Source organism: Planococcus chinensis (assembly GCF_020071995.1).
In the GTDB taxonomy this organism is placed as follows: Bacteria; Bacillota; Bacilli; order Bacillales_A; family Planococcaceae; genus Planococcus; species Planococcus chinensis_A.
In genome coordinates this window covers 39508-66425 of record NZ_JABWTK010000002.1, presented here as the reverse complement: position 1 = coordinate 66425, position 26918 = coordinate 39508, and the positions used below count along the sequence as shown (strand labels likewise).

General features: G+C 47.3%; 26 protein-coding genes. All 26 read left to right on the top strand.

Annotation, left to right across the window (positions count from 1 at the left end; all coding sequences use genetic code 11):
- Positions 1–13: 13 nt before the first annotated feature.
- Positions 14–913: an L-serine ammonia-lyase, iron-sulfur-dependent, subunit alpha gene (gene sdaAA, locus HU147_RS03420; RefSeq protein ID WP_224074920.1), complete on the top strand. Its 900-nt coding sequence runs from the start codon at positions 14–16 to the stop codon at positions 911–913.
- Positions 903–2945, top strand: coding sequence for an ATP-dependent DNA helicase RecG (gene recG, locus HU147_RS03415; RefSeq protein WP_224074919.1), 2043 nt, complete (start codon positions 903–905; stop codon positions 2943–2945). The genes sdaAA and recG overlap by 11 nt, the downstream gene beginning before the upstream one ends.
- An 89-nt stretch (positions 2946–3034) precedes the next feature.
- Positions 3035–3619, top strand: a complete 585-nt coding sequence (fapR, locus tag HU147_RS03410; RefSeq protein WP_224074918.1) for a transcription factor FapR — start codon at positions 3035–3037, stop codon at positions 3617–3619.
- Positions 3616–4611 carry a phosphate acyltransferase PlsX gene (plsX, locus tag HU147_RS03405; protein ID WP_224074917.1) on the top strand — a complete coding sequence of 332 codons (996 nt, stop codon included), beginning with the start codon at positions 3616–3618 and terminating at the stop codon, positions 4609–4611. The genes fapR and plsX overlap by 4 nt, the downstream gene beginning before the upstream one ends.
- Positions 4604–5539, top strand: a complete 936-nt coding sequence (gene fabD, locus HU147_RS03400; protein WP_224074916.1) for an ACP S-malonyltransferase — start codon at positions 4604–4606, stop codon at positions 5537–5539. The genes plsX and fabD overlap by 8 nt, the downstream gene beginning before the upstream one ends.
- Entirely contained in the window at positions 5536–6282 is a 747-nt protein-coding gene (gene fabG / locus HU147_RS03395; RefSeq protein WP_224074915.1) for a 3-oxoacyl-[acyl-carrier-protein] reductase, read from the top strand. Before fabD ends, fabG begins: the two co-directional genes overlap by 4 nt.
- A 40-nt stretch (positions 6283–6322) precedes the next feature.
- Positions 6323–6559, top strand: coding sequence for an acyl carrier protein (acpP, locus tag HU147_RS03390; protein ID WP_224074914.1), 237 nt, complete (start codon positions 6323–6325; stop codon positions 6557–6559).
- A gap of 208 nt (positions 6560–6767) precedes the next feature.
- Positions 6768–7523, top strand: coding sequence for a ribonuclease III (rnc, locus tag HU147_RS03385; RefSeq protein WP_317985484.1), 756 nt, complete (start codon positions 6768–6770; stop codon positions 7521–7523).
- 3 nt (positions 7524–7526) lie between these two features.
- Positions 7527–11075, top strand: a complete 3549-nt coding sequence (gene smc, locus HU147_RS03380; protein ID WP_224074912.1) for a chromosome segregation protein SMC — start codon at positions 7527–7529, stop codon at positions 11073–11075.
- A 13-nt stretch (positions 11076–11088) separates the two neighbouring features.
- Positions 11089–12105, top strand: a complete 1017-nt coding sequence (gene ftsY, locus HU147_RS03375; RefSeq protein ID WP_224074911.1) for a signal recognition particle-docking protein FtsY — start codon at positions 11089–11091, stop codon at positions 12103–12105.
- 68 nt (positions 12106–12173) lie between these two features.
- On the top strand, positions 12174–12497 hold the full coding sequence (locus tag HU147_RS03370; protein WP_224075284.1) for a putative DNA-binding protein: 324 nt from the start codon (positions 12174–12176) through the stop codon (positions 12495–12497).
- A 12-nt stretch (positions 12498–12509) separates the two neighbouring features.
- A complete protein-coding gene (gene ffh, locus HU147_RS03365) occupies positions 12510–13865 on the top strand; it encodes a signal recognition particle protein (protein ID WP_224074910.1) in 1356 nt (451 codons plus the stop codon).
- A 92-nt stretch (positions 13866–13957) separates the two neighbouring features.
- The gene (gene rpsP, locus HU147_RS03360) at positions 13958–14230 is read left to right on the top strand and encodes a 30S ribosomal protein S16 (protein ID WP_224074909.1); all 273 of its coding nucleotides are present in this window, start codon (positions 13958–13960) and stop codon (positions 14228–14230) included.
- Positions 14231–14243: 13 nt separating this feature from the next.
- Entirely contained in the window at positions 14244–14477 is a 234-nt protein-coding gene (locus HU147_RS03355; RefSeq protein WP_036806711.1) for a KH domain-containing protein, read from the top strand.
- Positions 14478–15004: 527 nt separating this feature from the next.
- Positions 15005–15523 (top strand): ribosome maturation factor RimM, encoded by a 519-nt coding sequence (gene rimM / locus HU147_RS03350; RefSeq protein ID WP_224074908.1) that lies wholly within the window; start codon positions 15005–15007, stop codon positions 15521–15523.
- Entirely contained in the window at positions 15520–16248 is a 729-nt protein-coding gene (trmD, locus tag HU147_RS03345) for a tRNA (guanosine(37)-N1)-methyltransferase TrmD (RefSeq protein ID WP_224074907.1), read from the top strand. Before rimM ends, trmD begins: the two co-directional genes overlap by 4 nt.
- A 133-nt stretch (positions 16249–16381) precedes the next feature.
- Entirely contained in the window at positions 16382–16726 is a 345-nt protein-coding gene (gene rplS, locus HU147_RS03340) for a 50S ribosomal protein L19 (RefSeq protein WP_036806705.1), read from the top strand.
- A gap of 258 nt (positions 16727–16984) precedes the next feature.
- The gene (gene lepB, locus HU147_RS03335) at positions 16985–17542 is read left to right on the top strand and encodes a signal peptidase I (protein WP_224074906.1); all 558 of its coding nucleotides are present in this window, start codon (positions 16985–16987) and stop codon (positions 17540–17542) included.
- Between the two features lie 11 nt (positions 17543–17553).
- Positions 17554–18420 (top strand): ribosome biogenesis GTPase YlqF, encoded by an 867-nt coding sequence (ylqF, locus tag HU147_RS03330; protein ID WP_224074905.1) that lies wholly within the window; start codon positions 17554–17556, stop codon positions 18418–18420.
- A gap of 66 nt (positions 18421–18486) precedes the next feature.
- Entirely contained in the window at positions 18487–19278 is a 792-nt protein-coding gene (locus HU147_RS03325) for a ribonuclease HII (protein ID WP_224074904.1), read from the top strand.
- Positions 19279–19399: 121 nt separating this feature from the next.
- Complete coding sequence (gene sucC, locus HU147_RS03320; protein WP_224074903.1) at positions 19400–20560, top strand: ADP-forming succinate--CoA ligase subunit beta; 1161 nt, start codon at positions 19400–19402, stop codon at positions 20558–20560.
- A gap of 18 nt (positions 20561–20578) precedes the next feature.
- On the top strand, positions 20579–21481 hold the full coding sequence (gene sucD / locus HU147_RS03315) for a succinate--CoA ligase subunit alpha (protein ID WP_036806696.1): 903 nt from the start codon (positions 20579–20581) through the stop codon (positions 21479–21481).
- A gap of 63 nt (positions 21482–21544) precedes the next feature.
- Positions 21545–22441, top strand: a complete 897-nt coding sequence (dprA, locus tag HU147_RS03310) for a DNA-processing protein DprA (protein WP_224074902.1) — start codon at positions 21545–21547, stop codon at positions 22439–22441.
- Positions 22442–22542: 101 nt separating this feature from the next.
- A complete protein-coding gene (gene topA / locus HU147_RS03305; protein WP_224074901.1) occupies positions 22543–24612 on the top strand; it encodes a type I DNA topoisomerase in 2070 nt (689 codons plus the stop codon).
- A 19-nt stretch (positions 24613–24631) separates the two neighbouring features.
- Positions 24632–25942, top strand: coding sequence for an FADH(2)-oxidizing methylenetetrahydrofolate--tRNA-(uracil(54)-C(5))-methyltransferase TrmFO (gene trmFO / locus HU147_RS03300; protein ID WP_036806690.1), 1311 nt, complete (start codon positions 24632–24634; stop codon positions 25940–25942).
- A 72-nt stretch (positions 25943–26014) separates the two neighbouring features.
- Positions 26015–26908 (top strand): tyrosine recombinase XerC, encoded by an 894-nt coding sequence (xerC, locus tag HU147_RS03295; protein ID WP_224074900.1) that lies wholly within the window; start codon positions 26015–26017, stop codon positions 26906–26908.
- Positions 26909–26918 lie beyond the last annotated feature (10 nt).

Here is a 26918-nt window from a genome sequence, read left to right as displayed (position 1 = left end):
AGGGGATTATACAGTGGAACCATTATTTCACAATGTAAGAGAACTGGTTGAACGCGCTGAGAAGGAAAATAAGCTGATTTCGGAAATTATGATCGAACAGGAAATCATGATTACCGACCGGTCGCGTGAAGAAGTCATGAAACAGATGGACCGCAACTTGACAGTCATGGAGGAAGCGGTTGAAAAAGGCTTAAAAGGCGTACATTCAGTTTCCGGTTTAACAGGAGGCGACGCAGTACTCCTGCAAAAATACATGGAGTCCGGTAATTCCTTGTCGGGAGATTTGCTTCTGGACGCGGTCAGCAAAGCTGTTGCGACGAATGAAGTAAACGCTGCCATGGGGACGATCTGTGCCACACCAACTGCAGGGTCTGCCGGTGTCGTGCCTGGCACACTGTTTGCGGTTAAAAACAAACTGAACCCGACGCGCGAGCAAATGATCCGTTATTTGTTTACGTCAGGAGCTTTCGGATTTGTCGTCGCCAACAATGCCTCGATTTCAGGAGCTGCGGGCGGATGCCAAGCGGAAGTCGGTTCAGCAGCTGCAATGGCTGCAGCGGCTATCGTGGAAATGGCGGGCGGAACGCCTCAACAAAGTTCTGAAGCATTTGCCATCACGATGAAAAATATGCTCGGATTGGTATGCGATCCAGTTGCGGGCCTCGTGGAAGTGCCTTGCGTTAAACGGAATGCCATGGGGGCGGCAAACTCAGTAGTAGCTGCTGATATGGCTTTGGCAGGCGTTACAAGCCGAATTCCTTGCGATGAAGTAATCAGTGCCATGTACGAAATCGGGCAATCGATGCCGAGCGCTTTAAGAGAAACGGCAAAAGGCGGACTTGCCGCTACTCCAACCGGAAAATGGCTGGAAGCAAAAATCTTTGGCGGAGCCGTGGTTGGCAGTGGGCAGTAAAGATCCTGTCTCCGTTTTAAAAGGAGTAGGAAAACAAGCAGCTGAAACTTTACAGGAAATGAAAATCGAGACGATCCATGATTTGATCATGACATTTCCTTACCGCCATGAAGATTTTCAGCTGAAGGACTTGGCAGATACGCCGCATAACGAACGGGTGACTGTGGAGGGAAGGGTCGAAAGCGAACCTTCCGTCCTTTTTTTAGGGAAAAACAAATCGCGTACGACCGTGCAAGTAATGGTCGGCCGCCATTTGATCAAAGCGATTTTCTTTAACCAGCCTTACGTAAAAGCGAAGCTGCGGATAAGTGAAGTCGTGACCTTGACCGGAAAATGGGACCGTGGACGCCAAGTCATAACAGTGTCCAACCATACCATCGGTCCGCGTACAGACGGTGTCGACTTTGAACCGGTCTATAGTTTGAAAGGGAGCATTTTCCAGAAAACTTTCCGGAAGCTGATGCGGCAAGCGCTTGATCTGGCAAAAGGCGATATAGAAGACTGTCTGCCCGAAAGATTCCGCACCAAATACCAATTGCCTTCCATTGAAGATGCGCTGGAATGGGTCCATTTTCCGACAGACGGGGAAGCACTGAAACAGGCAAGGCGCCGCTTTGTTTATGAAGAACTTTTGATGTTCCAATTAAAGATGCAGGCCTTGCGCAAAAAGACCCGTGAAGAAGAAGGCGGGTCATTCATCGATTATGACTTGGACCGCTTAAAACAGTTTATTGAAACCTTGCCGTTCGATTTGACCGATGCCCAAAAACGGGTGGTCAATGAAATCTGCAGGGATTTAAAAGAGCCTTTCCGCATGAACCGCCTGCTGCAGGGCGATGTGGGCTCCGGGAAAACCGTTGTCGCAGCGATTTCGTTGTATGCGGCTGTAACGGCCGGACAGCAAGGGGCATTGATGGCGCCGACCGAAATCCTGGCGGAACAGCATGCCAATACACTGGCGCAATGGTTCCAGCCTTTTGCGGTGAATATTGCATTGCTGACCGGATCGGTTAAAGGCAAAAAGCGCCAACTGATCCAGGAACAGCTGGCGGCTGGCGAAATTGATATTCTGATCGGGACGCATGCCTTGATTCAGCCGGATGTCCGGTTTAAAAAGCTTGGACTGGTCATTACCGATGAACAGCACCGTTTTGGCGTGGACCAGCGCCGGGTTTTGAAAGACAAAGGGTATAATCCGGATGTCCTGTTCATGACGGCTACACCGATTCCGCGTACATTGGCGATTTCCGCTTTTGGCGAAATGGATGTATCCGTGATTGACGAGATGCCGGTCGGTCGAAAAGAAATTCAAACCTTCTGGATGAAAAAGGATATGTTCGGGAAGATCGTCAGCCGCATGGAAAAAGAACTGGCTGCCGGGCGGCAGGCGTATGTCATCTGCCCATTGATCGAAGAATCTGACAAACTGGATTACCAGAATGCGGTAGATCTGTTCCAGCAGTTATCAACTTATTTTCACGGCAAGCATACAGTCGGTCTGATGCACGGACGGCTGTCCTCTGACGAAAAAGAAGAGACGATGCGTTCGTTCACAGAAGGCGAGATTGAAGTTCTGGTTTCCACTACGGTTGTCGAAGTCGGCGTCAACGTGCCGAATGCGACGTTCATGCTGATTTATGACGCTGAGCGGTTTGGGTTATCCCAGCTTCATCAATTGAGGGGCCGGGTTGGACGAGGCAGCGACCAGTCGTATTGTGTGCTGCTGGCGGATCCGAAAACCGAAATTGGGAAAGAGCGCATGGCTTCCATGACGGAAACGAATGACGGCTTTGTTTTGGCTGAGAAAGATTTGCAGCTGCGCGGGCCGGGCGACTTTTTCGGACGGAAGCAAAGCGGTGTGCCGGAATTTAAAATGGCGGACCTTGTCCATGATTATCGGGCGCTGGAAACTGCCAGACGGGACGCAGAAGCATTGGTCAACAGCGAAGAATTTTGGACAGGCCAAGAAACCAAATGCCTGCGTGAGCACCTGGAAGAATCAGGGGCGCTTGCTGCAGGAAGGCTCGATTAAGAATGCGGGATTCAGATAATCCTTGCATTCTTTTTTTGTTATTTATATACTCATATTAGTACCAAGTGCTAATAGCGGGCGGTGACAGAGTGAGAAAACCAAAAAAAGAGCGGCAGCGCGCGTTGACAGAGTCCATCAATGACAATCCATTTGTCACAGATGATGAGCTGTCTACCAAGTTTGATGTCAGCGTTCAGACGATCCGTCTTGACCGCATGGAACTCGGAATTCCGGAGTTGCGGGAACGCATCAAGCATGTGGCCGTCAAAACATTTGAAGATGAAGTGAAATCTTTGCCGATTGACGAAGTCATCGGTGAAATAATAGATATTGAACTCGATGAACGGGCCATTTCGATATTCGATGTGAAACCGGAACACGTTTTCCAGCGCAATCAAATTGCGAGAGGACACCATTTATTTGCCCAGGCGAACTCTCTTGCTGTAGCGGTGATGAACGATGAACTGGCGCTGACGGTTAAGTCGGAACTCCAGTTCCTGCGCCCGGTGACAGCCGGCCAGCGGGTAGTGGCGAAAGCGCTGGTAGTCGACCGCAATCCCGAGAAAAACCGGGCATACGTAAAAGTCATTTCATCGGTTGATTTGGCGACTGTATTTATCGGTACATTTGAAATGTACCGCATGACGGAACAAAGTGAAGGTGACGAAAAGTGATTATAGCAGTAGATGGAATGGGCGGCGACAATGCCCCGAAAGAGATTATTGAAGGGGTTTATAAAGCGCTGGAAGAATTCGGCGATTTGTCGGTGCAGCTTTATGGCCACCAGGAAAAAATGCAGCCTTTTTTAAAACAGCATGAGCGGCTGAATGTGATCCATTGTGAAGAAATTATCGAAGCAACGGATGATCCTGTCCGGGCAGTGCGCCGCAAAAAAGGGGCATCGATGGTCCAGATGGCACAAGCGGTCAAAGACGGGCGTGCTGACGCTTGCGTGTCTGCAGGCAATACCGGAGCGCTGATGGCAGCTGGGTTATTTGTTGTTGGGCGCATTGACGGTGTAGATCGTCCGGCATTGGCTCCAACCTTGCCGACAATCGACGGCAAAGGATTTGTCATGCTCGATATGGGCGCAAACGCCGAAGCGCGGCCGGAACATCTTGTGCAGTATGCAGTAATGGGCAGCATTTACGCTGAAAAAGTACGGGGCATCCAAAATCCGACAGTCGGCTTATTGAACATCGGCACGGAAGAGAAGAAAGGCAACGATTTGACGAAGGCTGCTTTTCCGATGCTGAAAGAGGCGCCGGTGAATTTTATCGGCAACGTAGAATCGCGTGATTTGCTGAACGGCGCCGCGGATGTTGTTGTGACGGATGGTTTTACCGGGAATATGGTGTTGAAAACGATTGAAGGCACCGCAATGAATGTCTTTGCAATGATTAAAGATGTCTTTATGTCATCAACAAAGACGAAAGTGGCTGCGCTTTTAGTGAAAAACGATTTGAACGGCCTGAAAGGCATGCTGGATTACAGCGAGTACGGAGGCGCCGGGTTATTCGGACTGAAAGCACCGGTCATCAAAGCTCACGGCTCTTCTAATGCAAACGCCTTGTTCAACGCCATCCGCCAAACACGGACCATGGTTGAATATGATGTAACCGGCACGATTTACAGTACATTGAAAAAGGAGAACCCAGATGACTAAAATTGCGTTTATTTATCCAGGACAAGGTTCCCAAACAATTGGCATGGGTGAAAGTTTCCTCGCTGACGAAAAGAGCCGCCAATATTTCAGCGGCGCCGATGAAGCTCTTGGCGTTAATTTGTCCCAATTGATGCTTGAAGGCCCACAAGAAAATTTAACGCTTACATATCATGCACAGCCCGCGCTTCTTACTGTAAGCGCGATGATCACTGAACGGCTGAACCGTGCAGGAATTCTGCCGGACTATACGGCTGGCCACAGCCTCGGTGAATACAGTGCATTGGTCGCATCAGGTGTACTGCCATTCGAGAAAGCGGTCGACATCGTCCATAAACGGGGGTTGTTTATGAACGAAGCCGTGCCGGCAGGAGAAGGCGCAATGGCAGCCATCCTTGGCATGGACAGCGAAACACTGGAAAAAGTGACAAATGAAGTAACGGATTCAACCGGCGTCGTCCAGCTCGCCAATTTAAACTGCCCGGGGCAAATCGTCATTTCGGGCACGAAAGCAGGCGTCGAAGCAGCATGTGCGCTCGCCAAAGAACGCGGAGCTAAACGCGCGATTCCCCTGGATGTCAGCGGTCCGTTCCATTCAGAACTGATGCGCCCGGCTTCCCAGGATCTCGCTCAAGTGTTAAGCAACGCTTTTCTGAAAGATGCAGAGATTCCGGTGGTGACCAATGTAACGGCGAAAAGCGAAACGCACGCTTCCCAGTTCCAGGAACTATTGGTGCGCCAATTGTATTCCCCGGTTCTTTGGGAGCAATCGGTCCGTGAAATGATTGACCTAGGCGTAACAGTGTTTGTAGAAGTCGGTCCGGGCAAAGTACTGAGCGGATTAGTGAAGAAAATCGATCGGTCGGTGCAGACTTTGCCGGTCTACGATTTGGAATCCTTTGAAAAAGCAGTAGAGGAGCTGTCAAAATGACCACATTAACAGGGAAAACAGCCATTGTGACGGGAGCATCGCGTGGAATTGGCGCTGAAATCGCCCGCAAATTGGCCGGCGCCGGCGCGAAGATTGTCGTCAATTACAGCGGAAGCCAGGAGAAGGCGGAAGCTGTAGTCGCGGAAATCCAAGCGGGTGGCGGAGAAGCGATTGCCGTTAAGGCCAATGTGTCGGATGCAGAAGCGGTAAAAGCGATGGTGGACGAAGCAATGAACGCTTTCGGATCTGTCGACATCCTGATAAACAACGCCGGTATTACCCGTGACAATTTAATGATGCGTATGAAGGATGATGAGTGGGATGATGTTATCAATACCAATCTGAAAGGTGTCTTTATCTGCACAAAGGCGGTTACACGCCAAATGATGAAGCAGCGCTCAGGGCGGATTGTCAATATTTCCTCGATTGTCGGAGTTATGGGCAATGCCGGACAGGCGAACTATGTGGCAGCAAAAGCCGGCGTCATCGGACTGACAAAAACGACGGCTCGTGAACTTGCAAGCCGCGGGATTACGGCAAATGCCATCGCGCCCGGGTTTATTACGACCGACATGACAGACAAATTGAACGAAGACATTCAAAAATCAATGCTTGCCCAAATTCCTCTTGGACGTTTCGGGGAAGCCGAAGAAGTGGCAAAAGCTGCACTGTTTTTGGCTTCAGATGAAGCTTCGTACATGACAGGTCAAACGCTTCATCTTGACGGCGGCATGGTCATGTAGCAAAAAGTTTTGTATACTGATTTGAGGGGAGGTGACGGCATTGGCAACAGTATTAGAGCGCGTAACTAAAGTAATCGTGGATCGTCTAGGTGTGGAAGAAAGCGAAGTTAAACTTGAAGCTTCATTCACAGGCGACCTTGGTGCGGATTCATTAGACGTAGTTGAATTGGTTATGGAACTTGAAGATGAATTCGATATGGAAATCTCTGACGAAGACGCTGAAGGTATGGCAACAGTAGGAGACGCAGTGAATTATATCGAAAAGAAACAAGCGTAAGCAACGAAAAGCGAAAGCGCCTGTACAGGCGCTGGAGCTGGACAACACGAAAGCAAAAGCGGCCGTTGTTGACGATTACGTTTACTTAATACCACAAATCGGCGCACAATCGCTTATCCAAAGCGGCTGTGCGCCGATTCTCTTTTTGCACTATCCAGTGAAAACAGGTAAAATCAAAGGAAGAACGTCAAAGGAAGGCAGATTATAAATGGCAATGAAAAAGAAACCAAACCCGCAAAAGCCGGGTTCAATCAAAGAAAGCGCCCGCTTGGCTTTTGAACAGCTGCAAAAAGAGCTCAATATCGAATTTAAAAATCCTGCACTGTTATACCAAGCTTTCACCCATTCATCTTATGTGAATGAGCATCGAAGAAGACATTACACGGACAACGAGCGCCTCGAATTTTTGGGAGATGCTGTATTGGAGTTGTCGGTATCCCATTTCTTGTATGCAAAATACCCTGAAATGAGCGAAGGCGAATTGACAAAGCTGCGTGCAGCGATCGTTTGTGAACCGTCGCTTGTGCTGTTTGCCAATGAACTTAATTTCGGCAAATACATCCTGCTCGGAAAAGGCGAAGAACAAACGGGTGGGCGTACACGTCCGGCGCTTCTCGCAGACGTTTTCGAGTCGTATATCGGGGCTTTGTATTTAGACCAGGGAATGGATCCAGTGGTCAAGTTTTTGGAAGTCGTTTTGTTTCCAAAAGTGGGCACCGGTGCTTTTTCGCATGTGATGGATTATAAAAGCCAATTGCAGGAATTGGTCCAGCAAAAAAATAATGGTGTATTAAGTTACGAAATCATTGATGAAAAAGGGCCTGCACATAGCCGGATTTTTGTCACACGGGTATCGCTGGCTGATCAAGAACTGGGCATCGGGAATGGCCGTTCCAAAAAAGAGGCTGAACAGCAAGCCGCACAGCTGGCAATCCAAAAATTGCAGGAAGCAATGGAGGATTAGAACATGTTTTTGAAACGATTAGAAGTCATGGGATTCAAGTCATTTGCCGATCGGATCGGCATTGACTTTGTACCGGGCGTAACGGCTGTTGTCGGGCCAAACGGAAGCGGCAAAAGCAATGTAACAGATGCCATCCGCTGGGTGCTCGGCGAACAGTCGGCCAAATCCCTGCGGGGCGCAAAAATGGAAGACGTGATTTTTGCGGGCAGCGATTCGCGAAAACCCCTTAATTTTGCGGAAGTAACTTTAATTTTAGATAACACAGACGGCAGAGTCCCTCTCGATTACAGCGAAATCAGCGTAACGAGGAGGGTTTTTCGAAGTGGCGAAAGCGCCTATTTGCTAAACAAGCAAAACTGCCGGTTAAAAGATATCACGGATTTGTTCATGGACTCGGGCCTTGGAAAAGAAGCTTTTTCCATTATCTCGCAAGGCCGGGTGGATGAAATCCTGAACAGCAAGGCCGATGAACGCCGTTCGATTTTTGAAGAAGCGGCAGGCGTGCTGAAATACAAACAGCGGAAGAAAAAAGCTGAAGTAAAACTAAACGAAACCGATGAAAACTTAAACCGGGTTCTGGATATTTTGCATGAACTGGACGGACGCATGGAGCCGCTGCAGATCCAGGCTTCAGCGGCAAAAGATTATATTGATATGAATGAACAATTGAAAGACGCAGATATTGCTTTGCTGGCGTTTGATTTGACGGCGCTTGAAGCGGAACTGTCAGCGCTGTCTTCAGAGACTGCGTCGCATGAAGAAAAAGAAAAAGAGCTGGCGGCAGAAATCGAAGCAAAAGAAGTAGCCGTCAAAGACATACGAGCCATCCTTTCCAAACTGGATAAGCAGATTGAAAAATCACAGAACCAGCTTGTGGAAGCCAGCAGTGAAAGCGAAAAATGGGAAGGCCGCAAATTGCTGATGTCTGAGAAAAAAAGCAATGCGCACCGCCAAGCGCAGCAATTGCAGGACAGCCTGGAAGCGGAAAAAGCAGAAAATGACTTGCTGGACAAGAAATACACGGAACAATCGGCTTTGCTGGAAGAACAAAAAGCGGAGCAGCTTTCCATTCGCCAAAGCATTAAATTGCTGGAAGAGCAGCTGAACCGGACGCCTGCTGATATCGACAACGATATCGAAAGCCAGAAATCGACTTATATCGAGCTGATGAATGAGCAGGCAACTGTAAGAAACGAGCTGAAAAACATCGGCTTGCAGGAGCAGCAATTGTCTGCATCCAGCAGCCGGATTGCGGTGCAGCAAGCGGACTTTACAGCTGAAATCGCTAAGCTTGAGAAGGAAAAAGCTGCAGCGGACCAGAAAATGGTTGAAATCCAAAAGTTGCTGGCAGATAAACGAAACCAATACAAAGAAACGGAAACATCCTTCCGCGACATGAAAGAAGCTTTTGATAAAAAGCAATCAATGCTTTTCCAGGCATATCAATCGCAGAAGCAGTTAAACGCCCGCGTGGACACGCTTCAAGAATTGGAAGCGGACTTTTCCGGGTTTTTCCAAGGGGTGCGGGAAGTGCTCGTTGCTCGCGATAAACGCCAGTTAAATGGAATTGTCGGAGCAGTAGCGGAAATCGTTCAAGTTGAACAAGGCTTTGCGAAGGCCATTGAAACGGCGCTCGGCGCCGCCAGCCAGCACATCGTGACAGAAACGGAACAGCATGCCCGTGAAGCGATTGAATTTTTGCGCAAAAGACGTGCCGGCCGGTCGACTTTCCTGCCGATGACCGTAATGAAATCCAGAAAAATTTCAGGGCAGACGATTGCTTCGATTGAAAAGCATCCGTCATTTGTCAAAATGGCATACGAATTGGTGGGCTATGATGCGGCTTATGGCATGATCGTTGAAAATCTGTTAGGAAACGTCATCATTGCCTCCGACTTAAAAGGGGCTTCTGCGATTGCGAAATTGACAATGAACCGTTACCGTGTCGTTACGCTGGATGGAGATGTAGTCAATGCCGGCGGATCGATGACCGGGGGAGCGAGCAAATCACAGGCTTCTTTCTTTACCCGTAAAGCAGAGCTTGAGCAATTGATTGCCCAGTCGAAAGAACTGGCGGAAACGATTTTAAATGCGGAGAAAACGGTCCAAAAAGAACAAGCCGAAGTGCATGCTACAGAACAGCGGTTAAACAATCTTCGTTCTGAAGGCGAAAAATACCGCGACTTGGAATCCGAACGCACAATGATGCAAAGAGAAATTGAAGCCGTATTGAAAACGACGAAAGACCGTTTCCTCCTTTTCCAGGCGGAACGGAAAAACCGGGATTTCGATTTGACTTCAGTGGTGTCAAGAAAAGAAGCAGCGGCTGCGCGCCTTGATGAAATCGGCGGCGAACTGGATGCCATTTCCCGCCAGATCGAGGAATTGACGCAGTTTAAACAGCAAAATGAATCGGCGCGTGATTTGGTTCTGGCCAAGCTGTCGGATCAAAAATCCCAGCTGGCTGTCATGAAAGAACGTGTTGCCCAGTTGATGCGGAGCGAATCGGAACTTCTTGAGCGGAAACTGAAAAGCGACCGTAAACTGGAAGAAATTCAAAAAGAGCTAGAATGGATCCAGTCGGAAGAGGCGACGAAAGTCTATTCGGATGAAGAAATTATTCAGGAAATCGCTAAATGGACGGAAAAGAAAGTGCTTGAACAGCAAACCACTCAGAAATTGCGGCAGGAACGCACGGAGCGCCATGCCGAAATGACTGCGGTGGAAGAACAATTGAAAGAAATGCAGCGCATATATAAAGGTTATGTAGAAGCCATCCGCATATGCGAAGTGAAATCGACGCGCGTGGAAGTCCAAATCCAAAGCTTCCTTGCACAGTTGGAAACCAACTATCAAATCACATTTGAAGAAGCGAAAGCCTATGAATTGGCAGATGAAGAAGCGGTTGTCCGCAAAAAAGTGAAGTTATTGAAGCAATCCATTGAGGAATTAGGGCCGGTCAATATTGGAGCAATAGAAGAATTCGAACATGTCTCCGAACGGCACGGCTTTTTGACGGAGCAGCGCAACGACTTGAACGAAGCGAAAGAAACGCTGCGCACCGTCATCAGTGAAATGGATGAAGAAATGACGAGCCGCTTTGATGATACGTTCCATGCAATCCGGCAGCAGTTCCAGCGGGTCTTCAAGGAGCTGTTCGGCGGCGGTGCAGCAGATCTTGTCTTAACCGATCCGGACGATTTGCTGATGACCGGCATCGAGATCATCGCACAGCCTCCTGGCAAGAAACTGCAAAACCTCAGCCTGTTGTCAGGCGGGGAACGGGCTCTTACAGCGATTGCCTTATTGTTTGCGATTTTGAAAGTCCGGCCGGTGCCGTTCTGTGTGCTCGATGAAGTGGAAGCGGCGCTTGATGAGTCGAATGTTGTGCGCTACAGCCAGTATCTGAAGAAATTCAGCGAAGACACGCAATTCATTGTCATCACGCACCGCAAAGGCACAATGGAAGGCGCAGACGTTTTGTACGGCATCACGATGCAGGAATCAGGGATTTCAAAATTGGTTTCTGTTAAACTGCAGGAAGAACTATAAAAGGAGTGGTTACATGAGTTTCTTTAAAAAATTAAAAGACAAATTTGCAGGAAATCCGGAGGCTGAAGAGTCGACTGAAAAATATAAAGAAGGCTTAACCAAAACACGCACCGGCTTCACTTCAAAAATCAATGATTTAGTGGCGAAGTACCGCAAAGTGGATGAAGATTTCTTCGAAGAATTAGAAGACATCCTGCTTCAGGCGGATGTCGGGTTTGATACCGTGATGGAATTGATGGATCAGTTGCGCTTTGAAGTGCAGCGCAAGAACGTCAAGGATACTTCCACTGTGCAGTCGGTCATTTCCGAGAAATTAGTGGAAATCTACCAAGCCGGGGAAGAGGAAATCAATGAACTCAAATTCGCGGATGATTTGACGGTCATTTTATTTGTTGGCGTCAACGGCGTCGGCAAAACGACGACCATCGCAAAATTGGCGCACCGCCTGAAAAACGAAGGGAAATCGGTCCTATTGGCGGCGGGGGATACGTTCCGTGCCGGCGCAATCGAACAATTGGATATTTGGGGGCAGCGCGTCGGTGTTGACGTGATCAAGCAAAGCGAAGGGTCCGATCCGGCAGCCGTCATGTATGACGCTGTCCGAGCTGCCAAATCACGCGGCGTGGATGTGTTAATCTGTGATACAGCAGGCCGCTTGCAGAACAAAGTGAACTTGATGAACGAGCTGGAGAAAGTATACCGCGTCATTTCGCGCGAGATTCCGGGAGCTCCTCATGAAGTGCTTCTTGCTTTGGATGCCACAACTGGCCAAAATGCCTTGATCCAGGCCCAGATGTTCAAAGAAGCGACGGACGTAACCGGTATTGTTTTGACAAAACTGGATGGGACGGCAAAAGGCGGAATCGTTTTGGCGATTCGCAGCAAGCTGAACATCCCTGTGAAATTTGTCGGTCTTGGCGAGCAAATGGATGATTTGCAGCCGTTTGACCCTCAGAAATATGTATATGGCTTATTTGCCGAAGGCTTGGATAAAGAAGAAGAAACAGAAAACGCAGAAGCAGACAAGTAAAATTACTTGACGCTACTTGCGGTTTTCAGTATTCTAAACAGTAGAGTCAGTGGGGGTGAACAGCGATGATGGGGTTAGAAAAGACAACACGCATGAATTATTTGTTTGATTTCTATCAAGAATTGCTGACGCCAAAGCAGCGCAGTTATATGATGCTGTACTATTTAGATGATCATTCCTTAGGTGAAATTGCTGAAACTTATAACATTACGCGTCAGGCGGTTTATGACAATATCCGCCGGACAGAAGCGATGCTTGAAGAATACGAAGCAAAACTGCAGCTTTTCGAGAAATTCCAAAAGCGGCAGCAATTGGTTTCGTCATTTGAAAAACAGCCATTCACAGAAGACCGTGTCCGGGAATTGCTGGACCAGCTGAAAGAATGGGATTAGGAGGCGGAAACAATGGCATTTGAAGGATTATCCGAACGCCTGCAAGGCACGATCCAGCGCATCAAAGGCAAAGGGAAAGTGTCTGAAGCAGATGTAAAAGAGATGATGCGTGAAGTCCGTTTCGCATTAATCGAAGCGGATGTTAACTTGAAAGTCGTCAAAGAGTTTGTTAAAAAAGTCAGTGAACGAGCTGTCGGGGTAGACGTCATGCAAAGTTTGACGCCCGGACAGCAAGTTGTGAAAATCGTTAAAGATGAATTGACGACGCTAATGGGCGGCGAACAAAGCAAAATCGAGTTCTCGTCTAAACAGCCGACTGTCATCATGATGGTCGGATTGCAGGGTGCCGGGAAAACGACCACTACAGGGAAACTTGCAAGTTTGCTGCGCAAAAAACACAACCGCAAACCGTTAATGGTGGCAGCGGACGTGTACCGTCCGGCAGCGATTCAGCAGCTGGAAACCATCGGCAAGCAACTGTCTCTTCCGGTTTTCTCGAAAGGGACGGATATTTCTCCAGTGGAAATTGCGCGCCAGGCCATTGAATATGCAAAACAGGAACATATGGATACGGTCTTAATTGATACCGCCGGGCGTCTGCATGTGGATGAAAATCTGATGCAGGAACTGAAAGACATCCGTGCATTAAAAGAACCGGATGAAATTTTCCTTGTGGTTGATGCGATGACCGGGCAGGATGCAGTCAATGTTGCGCAAAGCTTTAACGATGCGCTGGGCATTACCGGCGTTGTTTTGACGAAGCTTGACGGGGATACCCGCGGTGGTGCTGCGCTTTCCATCCGTTCGGTAACCGAGAAACCGATTAAATTTGTCGGGATGGGCGAAAAAATGGATGCGCTTGAAGCTTTCTATCCAGAACGCATGGCATCGCGGATTCTTGGCATGGGCGATATGCTGTCGTTGATTGAAAAGGCACAGTCCAATGTCGATGAAGAAAAAGCACGGGAACTGGAAGAGAAGTTCAGAACTTCTTCTTTCACTTTTGATGACTTTCTTGACCAAATGACCCAAGTGAAGCAAATGGGGCCGCTTGATGAAATTTTGAAGATGCTCCCGGGCGCCAATAAAATCAAAGGCCTTGAAAATGCGAAAGTGGACGAAAGCCAGATGGGCCGCGTCGAAGCGATTATCCGGTCTATGACCAAACAGGAGAAAATCACTCCTGAAATCATCAATTCAAACCGCCGCAAGCGGATTGCGAAAGGATCGGGCACGTCCATCCAGGACGTCAACCGCCTGTTGAAGCAATTTGAAGACATGAAAAAAATGATGAAACAAATGTCCGGCATGAACCAAAAAGGCAAAAAGAAAATGTCAATGCCGGGATTGGACTCGCTTTTTAAATAAAATTTAAGGTGTTAAGAAAAAATACTTTACAAACTATTTAAAGCTTGCTAATATAATATCTTGTGTGAAACTATTCGGAGGTGCTTTAAGAAATGGCAGTAAAAATTCGCTTAAAACGTATGGGAGCTAAAAAATCTCCTTTTTACCGTATCGTAGTTGCTGATTCACGTTCACCACGTGACGGCCGTCAAATTCAAACAGTAGGTACTTACAACCCGCTAACAGTTCCAGCTGAAGTTAAAATCGACGAAGAATTAGCGTTGAAATGGCTTCACGATGGCGCAAAACCATCTGACACTGTTCGCAACTTGTTTTCTGAAAACGGCATTATGGAGAAATTCCATAACGAAAAATTAAGCAAGTAAGGGAGTTTTTCTTATGAAGCAGCTGATTGAAACCATTGTGAAACCGTTGGTTGATCATCCGGATGAAGTTCGAGTCGAAACCGACGAAAATGCAAGCCGTATTGTCTACAAGCTTTCCGTGCATTCAGAAGATACAGGGAAAGTGATCGGGAAACAAGGACGTGTGGCGAAAGCCATCCGCTCCATCGTGTATTCAGCAGCAAGCAACTATCATAAGAAAAAGACTTACGTCGATATCGTGGATTAAGCAAAAAAGGAAGGAGCCCTGGTTCCTTCCTTTTTTGTCAGATTAAAAGGAAATGAAAAACTAATAAAGATATGAATTTAGTTATTTATATAGGCTGAATAAATATTTTTGCTTTCTGATATTCCGCAAAACAGCTGCGCTTGCCGCGGGCGAGCGCCAAGCCTCCTCAGTCGCTTCGCTCCCTGCGGGGTCTCGGCTGTCTCGCTGTCCCGCAGGCAAGACAATGGCTGAAGCTTGCGAAGCCACGGCTTTGCGACGAGCTTGCGCAGGAGCAGTACGGTTTTCTCCGCTGTTTAGCTTCATATCTAAGTGAGTAATCTTTAAGGGGCTAACTAAATGAAGCTCTTTCCTATAAAAAAGTGTATCCAGCGCCGGCGCGTCCAGGGGCTAGGCGAGGCAATGAGACGAGTGGTCTTCTCGGCTTATTGCGGGAGCCATGCCCAAAGCGGCCGAAGCGGTGTGTTAAAGGATTATTCTTTAATTGAGAATAAAAATTGTTTAAATAGAAAGTGAAAGGGTGTTTTTGAGTGGAATGGTTTAATGTAGGGAAAATCGTTAATACCCACGGAATCCGAGGAGAAGTTCGGGTTTTATCGCGTACGGATTTCCCGGAAGAACGCTTTGCAATCGGCATGAAACTCGGCCTCTTTAAACCCGATGCCAAAAAACCGATCATGGTAACGATTGCCAGCCATCGCCAGCATAAGAATTTCGAATTGCTGACGTTTGAAGGGTATCCGAACATCAATGACGTAGTGGAATTCAAAGATTCCTACTTGCGTATTGCTGAGCATGATTTGACGGAATTGGAAGACCATGCGTATTACCACCATGAAATTTTGGGCTGCACCGTCTTTTCAGAAGAAGGCCGCGAAATCGGCACGATTACTGAAATTCTTGAAACCGGCGCGAATGATGTATGGGAAGTTACGCCGAAAGCCGGCAAAAAGCATTACATTCCGTATATCGAAGACGTCGTGAAAGAAATCGATGTAGACGAAAAGAAAGTGGTCATTGAAGTATTGGAAGGTTTGTTGAACGAATGAAGATAAATGTCTTGTCTTTATTTCCGCCTATGTTCGAAGGGGTCTTCAACCAATCAATTTTAAAAAAAGCGCAAGAAAAAAATGCGGTCTCGCTCAATGTCACGGACATCCGTGAGTTTGCTGACAACAAACGCCAAGTGGACGATTATCCGTTTGGCGGCGGAGCCGGCATGGTGCTGAAGGCGGAGCCGATTTTCAACGCAGTGGAATCCCTTGCGAAAAGTGAGAAAACCCGTGTGATCCTGATGTGTCCGCAAGGAGAGCGGTTCACGCAGCAAAAAGCGGAAGAGCTTGCCCAGGAAGAAGAACTGGTGTTTATCTGCGGCCATTATGAGGGCTATGATGAACGGATCCGGGAACACTTGGTAACCGATGAAATATCCATCGGAGACTTTGTGTTGACCGGCGGTGAACTTGCAGCGATGACGGTTATCGACAGCGTCGTCAGACTGCTTCCAGGCGTCCTTGGCAATGCAGACTCTCCGGTGCGCGACTCATTCTCGACCGGGCTGCTTGAACATCCTCAGTACACCCGTCCGGCTGATTTTAGGGGCTGGAAGGTTCCGGCTGTGCTGACTTCCGGAAACCACGCAAAAGTGGACCAGTGGAGAGAGCAGCAGGCCTTGAAACGGACGCTTGAACGCCGCCCTGATTTGTTGGAGCATATCGAGCTGTCGGCAAGCCAGCAAAAGCTATTGAATGAACTGAAAAAACAAGAAAATTAATTGGAATGTCTCTTGCATAAGCGCCTGTTTGGTGATACTATGGAGTCTGTACTTTTATGTGAAGTACAGGATCACGGTGTTCCGCTGCAACAGCCAATGTGTGCAAGAGCATCTGTAGAAGGAGAGAAAAAACATGCAAAACATTATTGCAGACATTACTAAAGAACAACTTCGTACGGATCTTCCAGATTTCCGTCCAGGAGACACTGTTCGTGTACACGTGAAAGTTGTCGAGGGAACTCGCGAACGTATTCAGATGTACGAAGGAGTTGTAATCGGTCGCCGTGGAGGCGGAATCAGTGAATCATTCACAGTCCGCAAAATCTCTTATGGTGTTGGTGTTGAACGTACATTCCCTGTACACACGCCAAAAATTGCACAACTTGATGTTGTTCGTCGTGGTAAAGTACGTCGTGCGAAATTGTACTACTTGCGTAACCTACGCGGTAAAGCAGCGCGCATCAAAGAAATTCGATAAGATTGCACTAATGAAAGAGGGCGGAAGCGCCCTCTTTCTTTTTGTTTTCACGACAATTGCGAGCATTTAAAATTTCTACTGCAGTCCTATCTGATAAGATTGTAAGAGAATCGTCTTATTCCTCTTTTAGACGGGTATACCAGCATTCGGGAAGGTGCCTGGATGCTTTTCCGGCAAAGGCTCCAGCCTTCGCTTTTCTTTGCTAAAAAGAGGGAATCCTTGTACAATTAAATGAGAAAGTTTAGGGAGGAACACGGTATGGAACCTGAAGTGAAGAAAAAAAATGAAGTATGGGAATGGTCTAAGGCTCTACTGATTGCATTTGGGCTTGCTGCAATTATACGATTTTTCTTTTTCACGCCAATTGTCGTTGACGGTGAATCGATGATGCCGACTCTTGAGCACGGCGACCGCATGATCGTTAACAAAATCGGCTATACCGTCGGGGATCCTGATCGATTTGATATTATCGTTTTTCATGCACCTGAAGAAAAAGACTATATTAAGCGGATCATCGGTTTGCCAGGGGACCATGTGGCATACGAAGATGACCAGCTCTATATAAACGGTGAAGCAGTGGAAGAACCTTATTTGGATGCCTATAAACAAGGCATTACCGGAACGTTGACAGAAGATTTTACATTAGAAGAAAGAACCAATGAAAGTACGATCCCGGAAGGCTACGTATTTGTAATGGGCGATAACCGGAGAGCCAGCAAAGACAGCCGCCATATTGGCTTAGTGCCGATGGATGAAGTCATCGGCAGCACCAATTTTGTGTTCTGGCCGATGCCGGAAGCGGGAGTCGTTAACTAAGGAGTGTTTTTATGACGATACAGTGGTTTCCAGGGCATATGGCAAAAGCAAGAAGAGAAGTTACCGAAAAACTGAAATTGGTGGATATCATTTTCGAACTTGTGGATGCCCGGTTACCTTTATCTTCACGAAATCCAATGATTGATCAAGTGATTCAGCAAAAACCGCGTTTAATCATTTTAAACAAGATGGACATGGCCGATGAAGTTGAAACGAAAAAGTGGATTCGTTATTTTGAAGAGCAAGGAACCCGTGCAGTTGCAATCAATTCCTTAGATGGAAGAGGGCTGCAATTAGTAACTAGAACATCGAAAGAAATATTGGCGGAAAAATGGGACCGGATGATTGCTAAAGGGATCAAACCCCGCGCCATCCGAGCCATGATCGTTGGGATACCGAATGTCGGCAAATCCACGCTCATCAACCGCCTTTCAAAGAAAAGCCTCGCAAAAACCGGCAATATGCCCGGTGTAACAAAAGCGCAGCAATGGATCAAAGTGGGCAAGGAAATTGAACTGCTGGATACGCCAGGCATTCTGTGGCCGAAATTTGAAGATCCGGAAACCGGCTTTAAATTGGCGGTTACGGGAGCGATTAAAGACTCGGTCATCCAGATGCAGGAACTGGCAATTTATGCTTTGAAGTTTCTCGAAGAACGCTATCCGGAACGTTTGAAAGAACGCTACGGCATTGAAAAAGTAGATGAAGATGTAGCTGTTGCATTTGAGATTATAGCTAAGAGACGAAGTTTCGTATTGCCGGGCGGAGAAATTGATTACGATATGACGGCTGAAGCTGTTGTCCGTGATATCCGGAATCAATACCTTGGCCGTGTCACTTTTGACTATTATGATGAAATGATCGTCGAAGAAGACTGAGGAAAAAGGCTGGCTCAAGCGATTGAGTCCAGCCTTTTTATTTTAGAGAAGAAAAGGAATGAGCGCATGATAAAGATTGGGGAAATTAAAGAACGCCTGGCACAAACCACTGAATGGGAGCCGTGGATGGCCGAGATTCAGCAAGATTCCCGGAAAAATGTCCAAGCGGCACTCGCTGGCTGGCTGCGCAAAAAAAGTATGCGCGACAAGCAGCAGTTTGCGCATAATGAAAAAATCGAGTTCGACGCTTCGTTTAGAATGCATCCGTCTGATCTTGTCTGCGGCATTGATGAAGCCGGTCGGGGACCGCTGGCAGGTCCGGTTGTCACGGCTGCGGTCATATTGCCTGATGATTGTTCCGCATTGATCGGCCTGGATGATTCCAAGAAGCTGTCGAAAGCCAAGCGCGACCAGTATGCCGCGCTTATCAAAGAAATGGCCGTCAGCTACGCCGTACACATCCAGCCGCCGGAAGAAATTGATGCCCAAAATATTTATCAGGCCACGAGAAGCTCGATGACCGAAGCGGCATTGCAGCTAAACCCGAAACCGGATATTATTCTGGCAGATGCCATGCAGCTTGATGCGGGAATCCGGTGTGAATCGATTATCAAAGGAGATGCCAAAAGTCTATGCATTGCTGCTGCATCGATTTTAGCGAAAACCGGCCGGGACGCCATTATGGCGGCATATGCCTTGGAATATCCGGCGTATGGTTTCGACAAGCATTCCGGATACGGAACGAAAGAGCATTTGATTGCGTTGGAGAAACATGGTCCGTGCCCGATTCACCGGAAGACGTTCGAACCTGTTAAATCAATGGTCGAACCGCTGCTTTCACTGGATTTAAATTCATAAAACGGGCGATAAACTGAAGTTTTTTTTAGGATAGCCGTCAACTGTGGACATTTTACGACAACTTTAATACAATGATAAAGGCACTACATAAAGATATAGATGTTTGATTGGAGGATGACAGATGAATATCCATGAATATCAGGGAAAACAAATCCTTAAACAATATGGAGTAGCAGTTCCTGAAGGCCATGTAGCTTTTTCTCCAGAAGAAGCAGTGAAAGCGGCTAAAGAACTAGGTACTGATGTTGTTGTGGTAAAAGCCCAAATCCACGCAGGTGGCCGCGGCAAAGCAGGCGGAGTCAAACTTGCGAAAAACTTGGATGAAGTGCGCACAATTGCGAAAGAATTGCTTGGCAAAGTGCTTGTAACTCATCAAACAGGTCCGGAAGGAAAAGAAGTGAAACGCTTGTACGTAGAAGCGGGAAGCGACATCCAGAAGGAATACTACTTAGGATTGGTGCTTGACCGCGAAACTTCTCGTGTAACTCTTATGGGTTCAGAAGAAGGCGGAATGGACATCGAGGAAGTAGCAGCAAACACTCCGGAGCGCCTTTTCTATGAAGAAATTGATCCGGTTGTCGGCTTAACAGGCTTCCAGGCTCGCCGTATGGCATTCAACATGAACATCCCGGCGAAACTTGTCAACAAAGCAGCTAAATTGATGCTTGGCCTTTACCAGGCTTACGTTGATACAGATGCAGCCATCGTTGAGATCAACCCGCTAGTAGTGACTGGAGACGGACAAGTAGTCGCATTGGATGCGAAATTCAATTTCGATGCAAACGCTTTATACCGCCACCAGAACATTATGGAAATGCGCGATTACGACGAAGAAGATGCAAAAGAAATCGAAGCTTCAAAATATGACTTGAGCTATATTTCCCTAGACGGAAATATCGGCTGTATGGTTAACGGTGCCGGACTTGCTATGGCAACGATGGATACCATCAACTACTACGGCGGAACACCCGCTAACTTCCTTGACGTTGGGGGCGGTGCCACTGCTGAGAAAGTAACGGAAGCTTTCAAAATCATTCTTTCTGATCAGAATGTAAAAGGAATTTTCGTTAACATTTTCGGCGGTATCATGAAGTGCGACATCATCGCAGAAGGTGTTATTCAAGCTGCGAAAGAAGTCAGCTTGAACGTACCTCTAGTTGTGCGCCTTGAAGGGACAAACGTAGAACTGGGCAAAAAACTGCTTAACGAATCAGGTCTTGATATTGTCGCAGCCGGCACAATGGCTGACGGCGCTAAAAAGATTGTAGAACTTGTAGGCTAAAGAAGGGCAGGGACAAAAATGAGTGTATATATTAACAAAGACACAAAAGTGCTTGTGCAAGGGATTACAGGGTCAACTGCCCTTTTCCATACAAAGCAAATGCTCGAATACGGAACTAAAATCGTTGCTGGGGTAACACCTGGCAAGGGCGGCACTGAAGTTGAAGGCGTACCTGTATTCAATACAGTTGAAGACGCTGTGAAAGCTACAGGAGCAAACGTATCGGTAATTTATGTACCAGCTCCTTTCGCTGCAGATGCAATTCTTGAAGCGGTTGATGCTGATCTTGATATGGCAATTTGCATCACTGAACATATTCCGGTATTGGATATGGTTAAAGTGAAGCGCTACATGGAAGGCAAGAAAACTCGCCTGGTCGGACCAAACTGTCCAGGAGTTATCACGCCTGACGAATGTAAAATTGGCATCATGCCTGGCTACATCCATAAAAAAGGCCATGTCGGTGTAGTTTCCCGTTCTGGTACGTTGACGTATGAAGCGACTCACCAATTGTCTGAAGAAGGCATTGGCCAGTCTACAGCTGTTGGTATTGGTGGAGACCCGGTTAACGGAACAAACTTCATCGATGTACTGAAAGCTTTCAACGAAGACGAAGATACTTACGCGGTTGTTATGATTGGTGAAATCGGCGGAACAGCTGAAGAAGAAGCTGCTGCATGGATCCAAGAAAACATGACAAAACCGGTTGTCGGCTTTATCGGCGGACAAACTGCACCAGAAGGAAAACGTATGGGCCATGCCGGTGCGATCATTTCTGGCGGTAAAGGGACGGCTGCAGACAAGATCAAAGCAATGAACGCTGCTGGAATCGAAGTTGCAGAAACTCCTTCCGTTATCGGCGAGACTTTAATCCGAGTAATCAGAGAAAAAGGCTTGTACGATAAGTGCAAAACGCATTAATATAAAAGATAAGGCGCATCTTGCTGATGCGCCTTATTTTTGTTTAAAAAAGGGAGGAATATGATGAGAGATGATTTCTTGCAGCGTTTGCTGGCGTTGCATTATGTTTACCCAAAACCGCTGAACCGGCTGCAGCGATTGATGTCTGACGATCCGGAACTGGAAAGGCTGGCCGCTCAAAGACCATCTGAATTAGCCAGCCGTCTGGAAATGCAGTTTGCCCAGGCAAACCAGTTGAAGAATGCCTACCTTGAAGCCTTAAGGACTCCATTTTGCGAAGTTTATGCAAAACATAAGATAACCCCCATATCTTATCGCCACCGACACTACCCCGACTCCCTCTTGGAACTGATTGATCCGCCGGCAGTCCTGTATGCGAAGGGACGGACCGAATTGCTGCTAGCCCCCGAAAAAATAGCAGTCATCGGCTCGCGGAACGCTTCTCCCTATTCCCAACAAGCCATCCATACGTTGGTGCCTTCTTTGATTGAGCAAAATATTGTCATTGTCAGCGGATTGGCGAAAGGCGCCGATGCCATGGCCCACACAGCGGCAATCGAGCTCGGCGGACAGACCATCGCTGTAACCGGCAGCGGCTTTATGCACCCGTATCCAAAAGAAAATGCCGGCTTGCATAATATAATAGAAGAAAAATATTTATCCATAACCGAATATCCGCCTTATATGCAGCCGAAGCGCTGGAATTTCCCTATGCGGAACCGCATTATCAGCGGGTTGTCGCAGGGCGTTCTCGTGACGGAAGCGAAAGTGAAAAGCGGTACCTTGAGCACAGTGGAACACGCTTTGGACCACGGAAAAGATATTTTTGCTGTTCCAGGAAATATATTTTCCGACTTGTCTGCCGGGCCGCATAAATTGATTGCAGAAGGCGCAAAACCGGTCTGGAAAGGCAGCCATATTCTTGAGGAATACAGGCAATTAATTGGGAAAAATGATTAGCAGCAAATGAAAAGCCTTGCATTCCGCTAAAAACTGTTATACATTTTGCAACAGGTAATTCTTTTATATATTTTAAGAAACCTCTATGAGGAGGAATATTCATGTCGGATTATTTGGTAATCGTTGAATCGCCTGCCAAAGCGAAAACAATTGAACGATATTTAGGGAAAAAGTATAAAGTCCGTGCATCTCTCGGGCATTTGCGGGATTTGCCCCGCAGCCAAATGGGTGTGGATGTTGAAAATAACTACGAACCCCGCTATATCACTATCAGAGGCAAAGGCCCTATTTTACAAGACTTAAAAAAAGAAGCGAAAAAAGCGAAGAAAGTCTTTCTCGCAGCTGACCCGGATCGCGAAGGGGAAGCAATTGCTTGGCATTTGGCCCATGCCCTCGGTGTTGACCAAAGCACTGAATGCCGAGTCGTGTTCAACGAGATTACAAAAGACGCCATTAAAGAATCATTTAAACACCCGCGGAAAATTGACATGGATTTAGTTGACGCCCAGCAAGCCCGGCGGATACTTGATCGCCTGGTCGGATACAGCATCAGTCCATTGCTGTGGAAAAAAGTGAAAAAAGGCTTGTCGGCTGGACGCGTCCAATCGGTCGCTCTTGGCTTGATCATCGACCGGGAAAATGAGATCAAAAATTTCGAACCGGAAGAATACTGGTCCATTACTGGCGAATTTGAAAAAGCGAAAAAGAAATTTGAAGCACAATTCTATGGAACTGCAGATGAAAAGGTCAAATTGCAAAATGAAAGCGATGTAAAAGCAGTCATGGCATCGATGAAAGGCAAGGACTTTTCGGTAAACCGCGTTGTGAAAAAAGAAAGAAAGAGAAATCCTTCCCCTTCTTTTACAACTTCTTCCCTCCAGCAGGAGGCTGCCCGCAAATTGAATTTCCGTGCGAAAAAGACAATGATGCTTGCCCAGCAATTGTACGAAGGCATTCAGATCGGCAAAGAAGGCATTACCGGGTTGATTACGTATATGCGTACCGATTCGACCCGCATCTCCGATACTGCGAAAAAAGATGCACTTGATTTTATCGTAGGTAATTACGGCGAAGATTATGTAACAAAAGCAACCGCTGCTAAGCAGTCCGCCAAATCGCAGGATGCCCACGAAGCGGTGCGTCCCACAAGCGTGCTGCGGACGCCGGAATCGATGAAAAGCATTCTATCCCGTGACCTGTACCGTTTGTATAAGCTGATCTGGGACCGCTTTGTTGCCAGCCAGATGTCGCCGGCTGTCCTTGACACTGTGATGGCAGAACTCCAAAATGGAGATGCTGTTTTCCGTGCTAACGGTTCACAAGTGAAGTTTCCCGGCTTTATGAAGCTTTATATTGAAGGAACTGACGACCAAACGGAAGACAAGGACAATATTTTGCCGGAAATGGCCGAAGGTGATACGGTTAAAGCAGTTGCCATTGAACCAAAGCAGCATTTTACACAACCGCCTCCGCGCTTTACAGAAGCCCGTTTGGTCCGTACGCTTGAAGAACTGGGCATAGGCCGTCCGTCAACGTATGCGCCAACACTGGATACCATCCAGAAGCGCGGCTACGTAGCGTTGGATGCTAAGCGCTTTATCCCGACTGAACTGGGAGAAATCGTCCATAGCCTGGTCAGTGAATTTTTCCCGGATATCTTGAATATCGAGTTTACCGCGAAAATGGAAAATGACCTCGATAGCGTAGAAGATGGGGAAATTGACTGGCGTGCCATTATCGACTTGTTCTATCTGGATTTCGAAAAAGATCTCCGGGTCGCAGAAGAAGAAATGGAGAAAGTGCAAATTAAAGATGAGCCTGCCGGAGAAGATTGCGAACAATGCGGATCGCCGATGGTCTTTAAACTGGGCCGCTATGGCAAATTCATGGCGTGCAGCAATTTCCCGGACTGCCGCAACACAAAAGCAATCGTCAAACACATCGGCGTCACATGCCCGACTTGTAAAGAAGGCGAAATTGTCGAACGGAAAAGCAAGAAACGCCGGATTTTCTACGGTTGTGAACGCTATCCGGAATGTGATTTCGTGTCATGGGACAAACCGATTGAGCGGCCGTGTCCGAAATGCGCGCAGCTGCTTGTAGAAAAGAAAGTGAAAAAAGGCGTGCAGATCAACTGCACAAACTGTGATTACAAAGAAGAAGTTCAATAATTGATAGAGGTGTTTTAAAATGACAAAATACGTAAACATTATCGGAGCTGGACTTGCAGGAAGCGAAGCAGCTTGGCAAGTGGCAAAACGGGGCATCAACGTGCGCCTTTACGAAATGCGCCCAGTCAAACAGACGCCAGCCCATCATACAGACAAATTCGCAGAACTGGTTTGCTCAAACTCGCTGCGTGCCAATTCCCTAACCAATGCAGTCGGCGTCATCAAAGAAGAAATGCGCCATTTGGATTCGGTCATTATCGAATCGGCGGATCGTGCTTCTGTTCCGGCCGGAGGAGCGCTTGCAGTAGACCGCCACGAATTTGCAGGTATGGTAACCGACAAGGTCCGCAACCATCCGCTTGTTGAAGTCATCAACGAAGAAGTAACGGAAATTCCGGAAGGCATTACGATTATTGCAACAGGTCCGTTGACTTCACCGGCACTTGCTGAGAAAATCCGTGAACTTACCGGGGAAGAATATCTGTACTTCTACGATGCAGCAGCTCCGATTGTGGAAAAAGACAGCATCGATATGGACAAAGTTTACTTGAAATCCCGCTACGACAAAGGGGAAGCGGCTTACTTGAACTGTCCGATGACCGAAGAGGAATTCAACCGTTTCCGCACTGCTTTGGTAGAAGCGGAAGTTGTGCCGTTGAAAGAGTTTGAGAAAGAAATTTATTTCGAAGGCTGTATGCCGATTGAAGTCATGGCAGCACGCGGCGAAAAGACTTTGACGTTCGGTCCGATGAAGCCGGTAGGCCTGGAAGATCCGAAGACCGGCAAACGCCCTTACGCAGTCGTGCAATTGCGCCAGGACGACGCAGCAGGTACACTTTACAACATCGTCGGCTTCCAGACGCATTTGAAATGGGGACCTCAAAAAGAAGTGCTGCGGATGATTCCCGGCCTTGAAAATGTGGAAATCGTACGTTACGGTGTGATGCACCGCAACACGTTCATCAACTCGCCACGCGTACTGCAGCCGACATATCAGCTGAAAGCAAATCCGAATATATTCTTCGCCGGCCAAATGACAGGCGTCGAAGGATATGTGGAATCGGCAGGAAGCGGCTTGCTTGCCGGCATCAACGCAGCGAAATTGGCACTGGGCGAAGAGCAGGTTGTGCTTCCGGCAGAAACGGCTCTTGGCAGCATGGCCCGTTATATTACCGAAGCGGACAGCAAGAACTTCCAGCCGATGAATGTGAACTTCGGATTGTTCCCGGATCTTGGCGAACGCATCCGTTCGAAGCAGGAACGTGCAGAAAAGCATGCTGAACGCGCGCTTGCTGCAATTCACAATTATATGAATACAGTGACTGTTTAATTTGAAAAAAGCCTCTAAATGTTGGTATAATTTAGAGGCTTTTTTATTAGCAAAAAAAGGTGGGTGCATTGGATGCAGAAAGAAGAAATGCTCAAATCTTTTATGGCTTATATTCAACTGGAAAAAAATTATTCCGAACACACCGTCCACCATTACGAGAAAGATTTGGAGGATTTTTTTCTTTTTCTAAATAAAGAAAATGTGCAGGATATCCGAGAAGTGGAATATTTGCATGCCAGAAATTATGTCACTCAACTTTACGAAGCCAAATTGTCGCGTACGACAATTTCCCGGAAAATTTCATCAATCCGTTCGTTCTTCAAATATGGCAACCGGGAATTTGCTTTAAATGAAGCAGCATTCCGTTCGTTGTACCATCCGAAAAAAGAAGAAAGGCTTCCTCAATTTTTCTATGAAGAAGAAATGGAGGCCTTGTTTGCGTCCGTGCAAGGAGAAGATAAATTGTCAATCCGCAACACGGCGCTGCTCGAATTGTTGTATGCCACAGGCATGCGGGTCAGCGAATGTGTCTCTATCCGGATGCAGGATTTGGACCGGCAGATGCAGATTGTGAAAGTCATGGGAAAAGGGCGGAAAGAACGCTATATCCCGTATGGCCAGTTTGCGCATGATGCTTTGGAACATTATATCGAGGAAGTTCGTCCTAGATTGATGAAGAAGCAGGACCATCAAGGCCTATTCGTCAATAACAGAGGGGAACAGCTGACGGACAGAGGCGTTCGCCATATATTAAGCGAATGCATGAAAAAGGCTTCCGTCAACTCATCTATTTATCCCCATATGATCCGCCATACATTTGCGACTCATTTATTGAATAACGGAGCGGATATGCGGACTGTGCAGGAATTGCTTGGGCATTCTCACTTGAGCTCGACTCAAGTATATACGCATGTAACAAAAGAACATTTAAGAAAAACGTATTTAAATTCACATCCAAGAGCCTAGGGAGGACATG

Bases quoted from the DNA above. Each gene is read 5' to 3' on its own strand.
- dprA (WP_224074902.1), top strand. From the start codon at position 21,545: ATGAGAGATGATTTCTTGCAGCGTTTGCTGGCGTTGCATTATGTTTAC.
- rpsP (WP_224074909.1), top strand. From the start codon at position 13,958: ATGGCAGTAAAAATTCGCTTAAAACGTATGGGAGCTAAAAAATCTCCT.
- HU147_RS03355 (WP_036806711.1), top strand. From the start codon at position 14,244: ATGAAGCAGCTGATTGAAACCATTGTGAAACCGTTGGTTGATCATCCG.
- HU147_RS03370 (WP_224075284.1), top strand. From the start codon at position 12,174: ATGGGGTTAGAAAAGACAACACGCATGAATTATTTGTTTGATTTCTAT.
- topA (WP_224074901.1), top strand. From the start codon at position 22,543: ATGTCGGATTATTTGGTAATCGTTGAATCGCCTGCCAAAGCGAAAACA.
- rnc (WP_317985484.1), top strand. From the start codon at position 6,768: ATGGCAATGAAAAAGAAACCAAACCCGCAAAAGCCGGGTTCAATCAAA.
- sucC (WP_224074903.1), top strand. From the start codon at position 19,400: ATGAATATCCATGAATATCAGGGAAAACAAATCCTTAAACAATATGGA.
- HU147_RS03325 (WP_224074904.1), top strand. From the start codon at position 18,487: ATGATAAAGATTGGGGAAATTAAAGAACGCCTGGCACAAACCACTGAA.
- lepB (WP_224074906.1), top strand. From the start codon at position 16,985: ATGGAACCTGAAGTGAAGAAAAAAAATGAAGTATGGGAATGGTCTAAG.
- ftsY (WP_224074911.1), top strand. From the start codon at position 11,089: ATGAGTTTCTTTAAAAAATTAAAAGACAAATTTGCAGGAAATCCGGAG.
- fabD (WP_224074916.1), top strand. From the start codon at position 4,604: ATGACTAAAATTGCGTTTATTTATCCAGGACAAGGTTCCCAAACAATT.
- trmFO (WP_036806690.1), top strand. From the start codon at position 24,632: ATGACAAAATACGTAAACATTATCGGAGCTGGACTTGCAGGAAGCGAA.
- rplS (WP_036806705.1), top strand. From the start codon at position 16,382: ATGCAAAACATTATTGCAGACATTACTAAAGAACAACTTCGTACGGAT.
- fabG (WP_224074915.1), top strand. From the start codon at position 5,536: ATGACCACATTAACAGGGAAAACAGCCATTGTGACGGGAGCATCGCGT.
- ylqF (WP_224074905.1), top strand. From the start codon at position 17,554: ATGACGATACAGTGGTTTCCAGGGCATATGGCAAAAGCAAGAAGAGAA.
- smc (WP_224074912.1), top strand. From the start codon at position 7,527: ATGTTTTTGAAACGATTAGAAGTCATGGGATTCAAGTCATTTGCCGAT.
- sucD (WP_036806696.1), top strand. From the start codon at position 20,579: ATGAGTGTATATATTAACAAAGACACAAAAGTGCTTGTGCAAGGGATT.
- xerC (WP_224074900.1), top strand. From the start codon at position 26,015: ATGCAGAAAGAAGAAATGCTCAAATCTTTTATGGCTTATATTCAACTG.
- trmD (WP_224074907.1), top strand. From the start codon at position 15,520: ATGAAGATAAATGTCTTGTCTTTATTTCCGCCTATGTTCGAAGGGGTC.
- ffh (WP_224074910.1), top strand. From the start codon at position 12,510: ATGGCATTTGAAGGATTATCCGAACGCCTGCAAGGCACGATCCAGCGC.